The 13,481-nt window shown below is 38.8% G+C and carries 12 protein-coding genes; all 12 read right to left on the bottom strand.

The window, feature by feature from the left end; all coding sequences use genetic code 11:
- Nucleotides 1–105: 105 nt before the first annotated feature.
- Nucleotides 106–657 carry a cysteine peptidase family C39 domain-containing protein gene (locus RDN79_RS09775; protein ID WP_298548690.1) on the bottom strand — a complete coding sequence of 184 codons (552 nt, stop codon included), beginning with the start codon at nt 655–657 and terminating at the stop codon, nt 106–108.
- Nucleotides 658–880: 223 nt separating this feature from the next.
- Nucleotides 881–1,153: a hypothetical protein gene (locus RDN79_RS09770; protein ID WP_298548692.1), complete on the bottom strand. Its 273-nt coding sequence runs from the start codon at nt 1,151–1,153 to the stop codon at nt 881–883.
- A gap of 129 nt (nt 1,154–1,282) precedes the next feature.
- On the bottom strand, nt 1,283–2,407 hold the full coding sequence (locus RDN79_RS09765; RefSeq protein WP_298548694.1) for a 6-bladed beta-propeller: 1,125 nt from the start codon (nt 2,405–2,407) through the stop codon (nt 1,283–1,285).
- A 100-nt stretch (nt 2,408–2,507) separates the two neighbouring features.
- Nucleotides 2,508–3,713 (bottom strand): 6-bladed beta-propeller, encoded by a 1,206-nt coding sequence (locus RDN79_RS09760; protein ID WP_298548697.1) that lies wholly within the window; start codon nt 3,711–3,713, stop codon nt 2,508–2,510.
- Between the two features lie 31 nt (nt 3,714–3,744).
- Complete coding sequence (locus RDN79_RS09755; RefSeq protein WP_298548700.1) at nt 3,745–4,011, bottom strand: glycosyltransferase; 267 nt, start codon at nt 4,009–4,011, stop codon at nt 3,745–3,747.
- 396 nt (nt 4,012–4,407) lie between these two features.
- On the bottom strand, nt 4,408–5,559 hold the full coding sequence (locus RDN79_RS09750) for a hypothetical protein (RefSeq protein ID WP_298548702.1): 1,152 nt from the start codon (nt 5,557–5,559) through the stop codon (nt 4,408–4,410).
- Nucleotides 5,560–5,620: 61 nt separating this feature from the next.
- The gene (locus RDN79_RS09745; RefSeq protein WP_298548705.1) at nt 5,621–5,911 is read right to left on the bottom strand and encodes a hypothetical protein; all 291 of its coding nucleotides are present in this window, start codon (nt 5,909–5,911) and stop codon (nt 5,621–5,623) included.
- A gap of 61 nt (nt 5,912–5,972) precedes the next feature.
- Nucleotides 5,973–6,104: a TIGR04149 family rSAM-modified RiPP gene (locus RDN79_RS09740; protein WP_298548707.1), complete on the bottom strand. Its 132-nt coding sequence runs from the start codon at nt 6,102–6,104 to the stop codon at nt 5,973–5,975.
- 999 nt (nt 6,105–7,103) lie between these two features.
- Nucleotides 7,104–8,489, bottom strand: a complete 1,386-nt coding sequence (locus RDN79_RS09735; protein ID WP_298548709.1) for a 6-bladed beta-propeller — start codon at nt 8,487–8,489, stop codon at nt 7,104–7,106.
- An 806-nt stretch (nt 8,490–9,295) separates the two neighbouring features.
- Nucleotides 9,296–11,419 carry a tetratricopeptide repeat protein gene (locus RDN79_RS09730; protein WP_298548712.1) on the bottom strand — a complete coding sequence of 708 codons (2,124 nt, stop codon included), beginning with the start codon at nt 11,417–11,419 and terminating at the stop codon, nt 9,296–9,298.
- A gap of 137 nt (nt 11,420–11,556) precedes the next feature.
- Nucleotides 11,557–11,889: an acetyl-CoA carboxylase biotin carboxyl carrier protein subunit gene (locus tag RDN79_RS09725; protein WP_298548715.1), complete on the bottom strand. Its 333-nt coding sequence runs from the start codon at nt 11,887–11,889 to the stop codon at nt 11,557–11,559.
- 24 nt (nt 11,890–11,913) lie between these two features.
- Nucleotides 11,914–13,461 carry an acyl-CoA carboxylase subunit beta gene (locus RDN79_RS09720; protein WP_008147311.1) on the bottom strand — a complete coding sequence of 516 codons (1,548 nt, stop codon included), beginning with the start codon at nt 13,459–13,461 and terminating at the stop codon, nt 11,914–11,916.
- Nucleotides 13,462–13,481 lie beyond the last annotated feature (20 nt).

Genomic DNA, 13,481 nt, shown 5'->3' with positions numbered 1-13,481 from the left:
CACTATAAATTCCTAAAAATTAATCAGGATGCAAATTTAGCATTCTTTTTTTGTTAAACAGAACTTTTAGGTAAAAAGTTTCAACGAACGAGCTTACCGATACGATCAGAAGCAAAATAAACATACACCTTTTCTGGATTTTCTTCCTGATCCTCGCCTAAGTTCCTTTTCTGAACCAACAAGATCTTTTTCAGCGGCTGGAAGAGACGCTCTATCAGACGAAGCTCTTCTGTTACGATTCCGGACATACAAGCTGCTCACCCTGCCCGAAGTGCGTGCCACGACCTCCGTCACCGGCTTACGGCTCGTTAGCCTCATCTCCGCCTCGATCACGTCCGGATAGCGGAAGAAAAAAGACAAGCCTTTCTCTGTCCGTGTATCCTCCTCCTCGCGATCGTAAAAGTCAGGTCCCGGCTCGAAGAGCAATGCTGCTCCCGTATCTTTTCCTTCCACAACGGTGCTGCACCAGCAACGCACTAATTCGGATTCTTCATAGACCAATTTTTGGGTAGCCGGATCGGCGATATAATATTTTCCGTTCTTTACCTTATATAATACGACGAAATGGTTCTGGTTCCAGTGCAAAACGCAACCATTGATCAATATAGTCGGGGTACTATGAATATCATGTTTATCTATAAAAGATTTACGTTTCATATATTCATCTTCCAAATCATACTCAAGATTATTAGATATGCTCTCTATCTCATTATCTATTTTTGTTTTATCATTCTTAAACCAACAGTCTAAACCATATAAAAATCCTGATTCTCCCTCCTTACATCAGTCGGAAAAACTAATTTATCATGGAAAAACAGATTATGAAGAAAAATCACCCATAATAAAGCCTGAACTACCAAGCACAACACACACCACCGCTTCAATTTGACCTTTTGGCACCATATACTCCAAAATGAGTAAGGCAAGGCGAGTATGAATAAACAGAAAAAGAAGAAGAACGTCGCTTGCCCTCTTCCCAGTAAGAAACAACTGATTCAGATATCTGATATACAATAACAAAACCTCCTCCAAACGGGACAATAGCAGGGAGTTGACATGACACCAAATCAGTCTTTTGTTCAGCCATATCAATTACTAAATTATCAACTTTATATCTCTTCAACAAACTTGAAAACCCATATAAAGTATCCATGAAAGGTAATTTCCAACAGTTTTTTTCAATACTGAAGTATATTTCACTTTCAATAAAGTCAAGAAAAATGATAATATATGATATGAATTCATGGGTATAGGTCGCTTCAAAATTAATAATGTATTTAGATCAATTTTTCAATGTAGCAATTACTATAATAGGATTATCTTCTTTAGAAATAGATTCTAAAAATTTCATACTTCCTTTTAATTCTATATTTGTTTTATTAATATATTCACAAACATCTGATGCAGACAATATACCCAAACAAACTCCACTTTCCAACATCACTAAAATCTCAAATGGCATAAAATTATTCAAGTCATCTTCAAATCCATTCTCATAAGAAAAAAAAGAAGCTTTCGATATTTTTTTATCATAAACTCCTAATTCACGAAATATTTCCCTGAAATAATCAAATATTATAACATTGTCATTTTCAAAAATATAATACGGAGAAGAGACCGAGTTTACATCTACACGATAACGATCTTTATAGGGGAAAACATAAGGCGAAAAATCTAATCGATATTTCGGGATTAATTGCTCATTATTAACTTGATACACTGTATCTATAAACTTTTCTCTAAAATAAACTTGATTTTTATATCGATAAAAAAGTCCATCATTAGCATCATATACAAATTGATCAGTTTTCACAAAATGATAATTCGGATATTCTTTTACAGTTTCACCATATTGATTAAACAATACGATTCGTTTAGAGACCGAACCATTACTATTCGGAAAAAAAGCACAAAAATTTGTTGAATCTAATGGAATTACACATTTTGTAGAAGACCAGTTTGAACTCATTGGCATTTTAATTTTACCCACAAAATTCCCTTTCAGATCATATTTAATCAAAGAGTTGTAATAATCAAAAAAGTAATTTAAACCATCATACGGGTTATAAAAATTATCATACGTCTTATAAAATGCCTCTGGATCATCACCTTTATGCCCTATTTTCCTTATAAAATGCCCAGTTTTTGAATCAAATAGAAAACAATTGTCCGCATCCCACACTAATAAACTATCCCCAATCATATTTACTCTCATGGTTCCTAATCCCAGCAAACATGCATCAGTCGTTTCTAATGGTACATAATGAACTGAATCAAAAAACATACTTACTTTTGCCTTTATTTCCGGACGATTTTTTGATATATGAATTACAGGTAAATCTTTCGCGAAAGAAAGATTAAATACAAAAATAAAAACAAGCAACAACAAAGATCTATAAAAGCTCATATTCCATTCATTTTAAGCCTAAAAAACAGTCAAATATCGTGACAATAACAAATATGCATTCATAATTTCATATCGTATCAGAATCAACAATAAATCAATCTTACTCTTTCAAGGTGGCAATCACCACGATCGGATTATCATCAAATTGGAGGTTTTCCAATACTTTCTTTCCAGTCGGACTTAACTTCACATCTTTATGGGTCTCCATATAATCTAAAAGCTCTTCCGGCATCAGCAAACCAACCAGCTTATTTCCATCTAATTGTTCCATGAAAAAAGTACCCAATCCATCTATGTCATTCACAAAACCACATCTTTCCCCTTCACGCTTACAACTATACAATTGCTTGCTCCTCTTATCATAATAATTTGAAAAGCTAATATTAGAACTTAGCCCTTCCCATTCTGAGCAAGCAAAAAAGATATACCGATCCATCTGAAAAATACGCCAATAGCTCAAAAAGCCTTTTTTATATCGTCTAACCATTTCTACATCATCCGCTCCAAAATCGAATTTCCCAGTTTCGTATTTTTTTCCAAGAGTCTCGTTAAAATGGAATGCAATAGAGGGGATCAGCCGCTCTTCGCCCACCAAATAAATAGTATCATTGTCCGATGCTCCAGAAAAATACAAATTACCTCCTACCTCCTGAAACCATCCTGCATTATAGCAAGAAGACCGGGAGGATTTAAATGTTGGAGCCTGAAGGCCATTGTCTATCACCTTCAGAACCTCGCCGTTTTTATTAAAAACATAAAGCGCACAATGATCATTAACCTGTTCATCATTGGCAAAACCTAAATATAGACTATCCTTATAGAGGCAAAGGTTATTTATTTTTTGCTGAAATCTCATTTCCTTGATATATCGATATTCAGGTTTTACCACCTCATTTACACATTTGTTAGTTTCAATATCTATTCCTCTCCACTTCCTCCATATATCCACATAAAAAACATTTCTTTCCTTATCCAATGTACAATTTGTCATAAGATGTGCATAATCATCCGGTCCACCTCCTTCTTGACTGAGACGACGGATATACTTTCCGTTTTTCCTATCAAATAGACATATTTTACCCGCAAATTCGGTGGTTATAATATATCGATCTGTCAAAAAAACAGAAGGTTTATTCAACAAAGATTCTTTTGTCAATTCCAACGGAATATATTCCAAATGGGAAGCAAGTCTACTCAATGGAATATCACCAACTTTTGCTTTCGTCATATCTATCACTAGTACTTTATCTTTAGCCTGTAAAGACAAAGACAAAAGGATACTCATTAATACACCTATATATTTCATATTCGTCGCAATAAATCACAATATTAAAAACTCAATAATACAAAAAAAGAGACAGCCTGTCCACATAGTAAATACAAAATAGGCAGTCATCTAAAATAAGTTTATTACGGAAATTGGCCAAAACCCGAATACGTGAATCGGTGAACGAACGGAGGATCTCCGCTGTCCCGTCAGTCGAGCCATCATCCACAATAATCAGCTCCCAACCGGAAAATGTCTGATTCAGAATGCTATCTACGGATTCCGCCACATACTTTTCCATGTTATAAACCGGCATGACAACAGATACAACCTTCATGCCTCCTTATTGTCAAAATTCCCGAAAAAGCCATTGGTTCAAATCGAAACTACTACCGCATCTAATTTGATTTTATACCCCATATAATTCAAATTACACGCAAGGGTAATATTTTTTAACAAACAGCATATTCCATATATACCTACTAATCACAGATTTACAAAATAGCTCTATTTCAGGAAGGGATATTGTCTATTTTTGATACAAACTTAGAGCCATTTTCCTAACGTACGCTTTGCTTGCTTTCCTTATTTCAGGCTTAAAAACAGCACGATTCCGTAAGGAAGATCTGAATCAAGATACGACTTCACCCACTCAAAAGCCTTTTCTGAGCCTCCTTCGAGAGCTTAATAACCTTTAGCTTCTTCATACTGATAAAGATTAAATTATTAATAATTAGTGATAATATATAACAGATATGACAGGAGAACTCTCTTTATTCATTCGCTTTAAGAATTCCGGAGCATTATCTTTTATCTTATTTTGTTTTACATATCCCAGAACATGCCAACTACCTATCAAATCGAGTACTGTTTTTCGAGCATATGAGTGTTTCATACACTGAATAGGTAATCCACAATCTATATTATTTTCAACTCCATATTTTGCAGACCAGTCTTGCAACTCTTTATATAGACGTTTAGACTTTAATTCATGGGTATCCATATCGAACGTGGCCAGCGTCAGATTTCTATAAACATCACCGTATCCTCTAAGCCAGTAAGAAAATATAAAATAAAGACATCCTTTGAATTCCCACGCTTCCAGTATACACGCATCACTTTCTATATCTAAGTAATAAATCGGATCAATTCGATCTTGACTTGCTTTAAAAATTGTCTGATAAGGATTTCCGGGGAAATAAGTAAAGAATAGGTAATTCTTATCGGCATCATTCATCACATACGTCCCTCCATCCCACCAGCAAACATGTTTTTCTATTTCATCAGGAGTAAGTACGACAGAATCGGTCAATAATTGTCCCTTATTATCACAAATAGCAGCACGTGTTTTTGTTACATAAAAATTATCCTTACCTGACAGGGCTAAAAAACGATCGGATGCCAACGGGTAAAGTTGAGTAAAAGGCGCTGTTTTATAAAGTGTTTGGGTATCTCCAACCGGTTCACCATTCTTTTCGTCCAGTATCCATACATTCCCCTTTCCCATTACATAAACCTCATGGGTATATTCATTATAGAATAAGCTACTAATATAATCCGCCCCTTCAATATGTTTCTGATATCTGCCGTTACAATCATACATAACAATATCTTTAGGCTTACTAAGAAATATATGATTTTCTGTCAGTAAAATATCACCGCATCCTGATAGTTCAGGAAATGTATCCAACGGAATATATTCAATCCGATCAGTCGGAGAAAACATTTGAATTTCATCACTTCCTTTTTCCGAGAGAAGACCCCGCAAATCAATAACCGGCAAGTCTGAGGGATAAGTCTTCTCCTCTTTCGTCTTCTTCATTTCGCAAGAAAAGAAGAGTAGGCCGACTATTACTATTGTTGTTGCTACTTTAAATACTTTCATATATCGTATATTTTATTCATTGCGTTTTCAAAAACAGGCCGATTGTATTTCTCTAAACATACTATTTGAAATAATATTTAACAATTATAGGATTCATTTCTTCCTTTGTTTTTAATAATTCACGAAATTTTTTTCGGTTGTTTTCATCTAACATGTCTTCGGTAATGTAATTCTCCAATTCACCATGTTCATACCATGTCAGTACATATTCGTTTGTTATTTTTCGAGGAATAAAACCTACTGATTCAGTAAAATATTTAATATATTTACATTCATCAATAGATTTATCGTGTATTAGATAAGCTCTTGCACTATCTCGTAAATATATATATAAGCTATAATTTATTTTCACGACATTAATATTTAGCCCTAAAAACAGTGAGAGAAAAATTCCTCCCACTCATTCGAAATCATTAACCATACACACAAAAACCGCTTCCGGAACAATTCGTATGATTATAACCTCCTACAATAAGCTTAAGCTCTTGATCAGACATCTTTTCTCCTTCTAATTTGTTGAGCGTTATCTTTTTTAACTTTTTCATATATTCAACTGTTTAATTGTTTTTATTTCAGTATCTCCTTATCTTAATCACATAATTCCCCATAGCCAGCTATATGGAACAGATTGGACAAGTATTTTTATACGAGCCTATAATTATCAAAAATAACGATTAATCCTTTGATAATTATCAGTATATTCCTGATACATGATTAAGTTTGCCACTTTAACATTGTAGCTGGTTGTTGAAGTGGCAAACTAACAGTTCCAATAAAAAATAAAAGGTTATACAACATACTCTTTCGTTAATTTAAAGATTTCAAATGGCTTTCATCACCATCAGTACTTAAACATAAAAATAACCTATCAGCTGTTTGTTATAGTATGCCGATTAAGGTGTTTTCAACTTTTATCTATTTAATCTTTACAAAGATAAACCATAAGTATCAAAAACTTTCTCATAATTACCTATAGGAGGATACATATCAACAAAAACACAGTTCTTACACTCCGTTTTACTACGTGTCAAAAATCAAAATGTATCCCTATCGAACCGCTGCTCTATTGTCGGCAATAACCGTTCTAGCGCTACGGACTGGATATAATCTCCCAGGTTATTCAACCCTCGATATTCGAAACCGACGAAATGTCGTTCTCCCATCCGGATCAGTCGATCGTTCCTTCCAATCGATCTCCGAACTGGTTGGTCAGAACCAACCGATATGTCTGTCCCGGATCCAATGCCTCTATATATAAGGTAGCCGGATATGTTTTTTTTCATCGTACTGCATTTATCAGGTTACAAATGCAATATTACCAATATCCGTTCATATTCACTAATTATTTCGCCGATATTTTTTAACAATATTAGTTTTTCACCATCAATCTCTTAATATCCAACATAAAAATCCGAATAACCACAATACTTACAGTTCAAATTACAAGAATCTGTAACCTCAAACACAAGTTGCTTCAAATTCAACAAATTATGAATTATTTGTTTTGAATTCACTTCCAAAAACCATCATGTTTAAAGCATCCTTTATTTTTTATGCTTCATTAACATGATTACCGCATTTTCCTCTTCTGTCATTTTAGAAGCAATTTCTTTTAATTCTCCTTGTAGATAACCTTTCTTGTAGGCATTAACCAAGTCAAAGGCATCGAGTGACTCCACCGAAGCGATTTCATCGTTGATGTTCTTCCCCTTCAATCTTAAATATTTCTGATATTTGTAATCTTTATTATGAAGTGTACAATGATATACGATTTTCTGTTGCTTGTCGTAAACCAAATCTTTTTCTTCTCCATTGCGTGCTTTTTCATACGTCCGCATAAAATCATATTTGTCAGTAATAATATCAGTATAAAGAAATATTTCAGGGTTCATGGAGTGTATAGAAGGTATTCTGTACATATAAGGAATCAGACCTTTTTCATCACTGTATCTATAAATTGTATCAGAGGATGGTTCGTTTAAAAGTACTCGATCACGGAACTTATGTATGGGGTTAGGGGTATTTGCGAGAGAATATGTCATATGTGTTTTTTCATCCCTTGATAAAATAATCAAAGTCGATGTCCGCTTATTAAGCGGTACATTTATTTCTTTTATGATGCTTCCATCAGATTTTGATAGGATGTAAAAAGAGGGTGATTCTACTGCTTTAGGATTTGATTCTCCGGAACCATCCCAACAAATGATATGCTCTTTATCATAATTCGTTAGTTGATAATAATATTCCACACCTTTTTTATATGGAAAACTCCTTCTGAAATTGCCATACAGATCATATACAAGTATTTTTTTTACACTACTAATAAAAATTTCCTCTTTTTCTTCATCCAATAAAACATTTCCTAAGTATAAATACTCTTCTCCGCTATTCCCTTTTCGATTAAATGTACTAATACCTTTTCCTTTTCGATCAAACACATAAATATTTCCATCGCTATTTCGATTCTTGGCAATCAAATATTTACTTCCGCAAGCCATAATTAATCCTCCACACAGAAATTCGTTATTAGTTTCCAATGGAATATACTCTATATCCAAAAAATCCTGTAGAGATAAATCTTTATTTGGAAATTTCTTTGTTACGTCAACCGTAATAAGACCATTTTCTTTGACTTTATTTTCTTGACAGCAGGAGAAAACAAGCATAAGTAAACAGAAGAGGTATAAAGATACCCTATCGAACCGCTGCTCTATTACTGGCAATAACCGTTCTACCGCTACGGACTGGAAATAATCTCCCAGGTTATTCAACCCTCGATATTCGAAACCAACGAAATGTCGTTCTCCCATCCGGATCAGTCGATCGTTCCTTCCAATCGATCTCCGAACTGGTTGGTCAGAACCAACCGATATGTCTGTCCCGGATCCAATGCCTCTATATATAAGGTAGCCGGATATGTTTTTTTTCATCGTACTGCATTTATCAGGTTACAAATGCAATATTACCAATATCCGTTCATATTCACTAATTATTTCGCCGATATTTTTTAACAATATTAGTTTTTCACCATCAATCTCTTAATATCCAACATAAAGATGCTACAGATATTTGTCCGCTTACTATCGGGAATACTTTTTTGTCATACTTAATATCATCAACTTTATATACTCGACGAGATCCATCCAAGAAATATTTGAACAGTGACGCACCTTAACCGGGAAAAGATAAGGAACAACAAGCTGTTTTACTTATCAAGATTTTTTACAATAACCCTTGTTTTTTCTATTTCAAGGAAAAACAAGTACAATCTCAGCCTGTCTTTTTTCCACCGAAACAGCGCTTTCACTAACATACCGGCAAACGGGCCGCCGGACTGGCAGAAATTGCATGGCATTTGGATATCTTATTCTCCATATCCCTTACACTTCGAAAAGACGGAACTGCCGATGAGTAGAATATTTGGGGAAACGAAGGAGAGGGGAAAGGGATATTGCCCGGATCCGGAGGGTCTTTTCAAGGGAATCGGACCCTTATTTCCACGACGACCGTCTTCATTGCCCTGACGACCGTCTTCATCGCTCCGGGCTGCCGGATTCACTCTATACGAAGTCGGACTTCGTGGCGATGAAGACGGTCGTCGGGAGGAAAAACCGCGCATTTCACGGGAATGGCCTCCCAAAGGCCTTATTTTCGATCCGTAAACAACTGTCCGAAGAACATTTGACGGATGGGTTTCAAGTCATTTTCAAGATGTTTTTTACAATAAGGGGGAGGGTCAATTGCTTGTCATACGCTTGATAATACTGTAAGCATTGATGATCCCCAATTCCCCGGCTTTGCTCAGATCGGCGATTCCCCGGTTGGCATCCCCCTGAGAAAGGCGTGCCAATCCACGGTTGAAATAAGCCTCGGCAAATTCCGGATCACGCTGGATCGCCTCGCTGTAATCCTGGATGGCAGCGCGGAAATCGCGTTGCGCACAACGCAGGTTTCCACGATTGAAATAAGCATATACGAAACCCGGATTCAATTTGATTACCATGTCGTAATCACGCGTAATCATTTCATGTTCGTAAGCCCGCTTATTGTCTTTCAGGGATGCGGAAACCGGATCGGATGTCGACGGTGTACGGACAGCCGTCGGATTCTTGCCCATCTTTAGATTCATGCTCATGGCAGAAAAATCATCCTGGGCACTGGCTGCTTGAGACATATTATAGTCAAGCTGCTTATACCGAACGACAGCCCGGTTGAAATAAGCCATCGCAAAATTGGGATCCTGTTCGATCACCTTCGTATAGTCCTTAATCGCTTCGGTAAAGTCCTGTACAAGCATAAAATCCAAAGCGCGTCCGAAATAGGCATCCACATCGTTCGGATTCTTCACTATGCGGGCCGAGAAATTATCGATAGAGGCGAAATGCACGGCAACCTGGTCTTCCGTAAGGGCGGCTTCCTCGTTTGTGATACGCAACTTACGTTCCAATACCAGACGGGCATTATAGGCTTCCACCATCTTATCATAATAAACCAATTTCTTTACCGGATCGACTTTTTCGTAATAGGTCAGGACAAACATCGGTTCCAGATCCACACGCACGTTGCGGTCTTGTACCCGCCCGCGTATTTCGCTATTATACTTCGTCTTACGCACCTCTTCTTCATCATACACGACAAGACGATTGAACTTATCGATGTTCTTATCCGATTGCTCACGCGTATTTTCATCTTTTGATGCCGGACCGGCCGGTTGATTCTCTCCATCGTTGTCATTTTTGGAAGCGACCGCTGTTCCTGAAGCGTTTCCATTCTTCTTTTTCTGCTCCATATTATAGGCAGTCCAGTAATCGCGGTCGGCACCCACCTCATCATGCATTTTCCGCTTCACTTCCGCACGGCTGTAATAACCGGCCACAAAGTTCGGATACTGCTGCAATACGACATCGAAATCATGTACGGAACCTTGGTAATCTCCCGTCTCGTAACGCAACAACGCACGGTTGTAATAAGCCATATAGTTGTCCGGCTCGATCTCGATCACAACGTCGAAGTCTTCGATAGCCCGGTTATTATCCCCGATCTGTGCACGAAGCAATCCCCGGTTGAACCGGGCAATCAGGTTATGGCTGTCCATGCTGACCACCTGGTCGTAATCTGCCATAGCGCCACGCAAGTCCTTCAACTGGTAACGGACCAGCCCCCTGTTGATATAATAACCGCTCTCACGGGTATTCAGACGGATAGCCTCGTTCAGATCGGCAAGCGCGTCTTTCATATTGTTCATCTGGTAATGCAGAATCGCCCGGTTGCCATAAGCAGGGGCATAATAAGGATCCATGCTGATCGCCTTATCATAGTCGGCAAGCGCTTTGACCGTATCGCCTTTCTCGGTGTACATCGCACCACGCGTCAGATAGTTCATGGAATATTTGGGATGGGCCGCCATCAGTTCGTCAAACACCTTTTCAGCCTCTTTAAAATCTTTCTTCTGGATATTGGCAACCGCCATGTTCACCAGCATCTGGCGGTCCTCCGCCTTAAACTCCAGCCCTTTCCTGTAATCTTCTATTGCTTCGGCAAACTTCTCCTGGCTTTGGCGGGCAATGCCGCGTGCGTAATATGCCTGTACCAAGAAAGGATTCCGCTCAAGGCAAAGCGTACAGTCTTCTTCGGCTCCTTTATAATCGTCCAGATTGATTTTTGCCACGGCACGGTAGAAATACGGTTCGGCCAACCAGGGTTTCGATTTGATAACCTGATTGAAATATTGTATCGAAAGGACATAGTCCTCAAAATACAAAGCGTTACGTCCGATAGTCAACACACGGTCGGTATTGATTTGTGCAAACATGGCTAACGAACACAGCTGGAATATAAATAAAAGAATCGCTTTCTTCATCGATTATAAAAATATTCAACATTGATCGGTCGCAAAAGTAAGTAAATAATCTTAGCCGTTAAAACCAATCTATAAAAAAAGCTTTCACAGACTGCAAAACAGTGTGGAAGCTTTCTCTATTTACTTGCCTCGGTTATTTACTTCGGCTGAATCTTAACCATCAAATGGTCCTTGGGGATCTTATCACCTTCCGTTACACCCAGCTCGACAATCGTGCCGGCAACGGGAGCTACCACCCGGTTGTACATCTTCATCGCCTGATGGATCAGAAGCAGCTGGCCGGCTTCAACTTCCTGCCCTTGCCGTACTTCCACTTTAACGATCGTTCCGGGAAGATGAGAAATCACATCACCGACAAAGGGCTTATGCCACATTTTACGGTTCTTATATTTTGCAGTCAGCGTCGTCTTGTATTTGCGGGCCGTTACTACAAAATCCACATATTCGTTATCTTTCTCTTTCTTTTCCATATTTAAAAGTTTTTACAGCGTTAATTAGAACGGAGGCAATCCGTGCTTCTTAGCCGGTCTGTATTCCTCTTTCAATACAGAAAGTTTAAGTGCGTGAAGCAACAATGAACGTGTTTCTTTCGGTTCGATAACAGAATCGATGAACCCTTTGGAGGCGGCCACGTAAGGATTTGCGAATTTCTCGATATATTCTTTCACCTTTTCCTGGCGCATTGCGTTCTGGTCTTCGGCTTCCATGATCTCCTTACGGAAGATAATGTTGGCTGCTCCTTCCGGTCCCATCACCGCAATTTCCGCACTCGGCCAAGCAAACATGAAATCCGCACCCAAATGGCGTGAGTTCATGGCGATATAACCGCCGCCATAAGCCTTACGCAAGATAACCGTGATCTTGGGAACTGTCGCTTCGGAATAAGCATACAATACTTTCGCGCCGTGACGGATCACACCGGCATGTTCCTGGTCGACACCCGGCAAATAACCCGGCATATCTTCCAATGTGATAATAGGAATATTGAAAGAATCGCAGAAACGGATAAAACGTGCAGCTTTATCGGCACTGTCGCAATCCAGCACGCCAGCCAATACCATCGGCTGGTTGGCCACGAAACCGACAGTTTCGCCTCCCATACGGCCGAAACCGATCACGATGTTGGCAGCCCATAATTCCTGTACTTCCAGGAAGTCGGAATCGTCCACGATACATTTGATCACGTTACGTACGTCGTACGGCTGTTTCGGATCTGCCGGAACCACATCTTCGATGTTCATTACCGCAGCAGGCTCCTTCGATTCCGCCACTTTCGCACGTTCCTGGTTATTCCACGGGATAAAGCTTACCAGACGTTTAACCTGCTCGAAACATTCCTGCTCGCTCTGTGCATAGAAATGAGCGTTGCCGGTTGTTTCCGCATGAACACGGGCACCGCCCAAGTCTTCCATAGAGATATCTTCGCCCAACACGGTCTTGATCACATTCGGACCTGTAATGAACATCTTGGAGATGTTTTCCACTACAAACACGAAGTCCGTCAAAGCCGGAGAATATACTGCGCCACCGGCACAAGGTCCCAGAATCAGAGAAATCTGAGGAATAACACCGGAGGCGATTGTATTGCGATAGAATATTTCACCATAACCCGCCAATGCACCTACACCTTCCTGGATACGCGCACCGCCCGAGTCGTTGATGCCTATAATCGGACATTTCATTTTCAGAGCATGATCCATGATCTTCGTGATCTTACGTGCATGCTGCAAGCCCAGCGAACCACCGGCAACCGTAAAGTCCTGTGCATAGATACAAACCGGAGCACCGAAGATCGTACCTGTACCTGTAACAACACCATCACCTGGTAAATCCTTCTTATCCATACCGAAATCACGACCGTCGTGCTTCACGAACAAGTCATATTCGTGGAAAGAATTCTTGTCCAACAAGGATAGAATACGATCACGGGCAGTCAATTTACCCATCGCGATCTGCTTTTCGATAGCAGCTTCGCCTCCACCCATCTCAACGACGGCTTTCTTTTCCCTGAGGGCCTGAATGTTTTTACTTAAATCTGTCATACTGATTAGTTAATAGAGTT

It is taken from the genome of uncultured Parabacteroides sp. (assembly GCF_902493135.1).
Classification (GTDB): Bacteria; Bacteroidota; Bacteroidia; order Bacteroidales; family Tannerellaceae; genus Parabacteroides.
This window is presented reverse-complemented; position numbering and strand designations above follow the sequence as displayed.

Coding starts and splice junctions, on each gene's coding strand:
- RDN79_RS09735 (WP_298548709.1), bottom strand. CDS start 8,489: ATGAAAAAAAACATATCCGGCTACCTTATATATAGAGGCATTGGATCC.
- RDN79_RS09725 (WP_298548715.1), bottom strand. CDS start 11,889: ATGGAAAAGAAAGAGAAAGATAACGAATATGTGGATTTTGTAGTAACG.
- RDN79_RS09765 (WP_298548694.1), bottom strand. CDS start 2,407: ATGAGCTTTTATAGATCTTTGTTGTTGCTTGTTTTTATTTTTGTATTT.
- RDN79_RS09770 (WP_298548692.1), bottom strand. CDS start 1,153: ATGGATACTTTATATGGGTTTTCAAGTTTGTTGAAGAGATATAAAGTT.
- RDN79_RS09750 (WP_298548702.1), bottom strand. CDS start 5,559: ATGAAAGTATTTAAAGTAGCAACAACAATAGTAATAGTCGGCCTACTC.
- RDN79_RS09740 (WP_298548707.1), bottom strand. CDS start 6,104: ATGAAAAAGTTAAAAAAGATAACGCTCAACAAATTAGAAGGAGAAAAG.
- RDN79_RS09720 (WP_008147311.1), bottom strand. CDS start 13,461: ATGACAGATTTAAGTAAAAACATTCAGGCCCTCAGGGAAAAGAAAGCC.
- RDN79_RS09775 (WP_298548690.1), bottom strand. CDS start 657: ATGAAACGTAAATCTTTTATAGATAAACATGATATTCATAGTACCCCG.
- RDN79_RS09760 (WP_298548697.1), bottom strand. CDS start 3,713: ATGAAATATATAGGTGTATTAATGAGTATCCTTTTGTCTTTGTCTTTA.
- RDN79_RS09755 (WP_298548700.1), bottom strand. CDS start 4,011: ATGAAGGTTGTATCTGTTGTCATGCCGGTTTATAACATGGAAAAGTAT.
- RDN79_RS09730 (WP_298548712.1), bottom strand. CDS start 11,419: ATGAAGAAAGCGATTCTTTTATTTATATTCCAGCTGTGTTCGTTAGCC.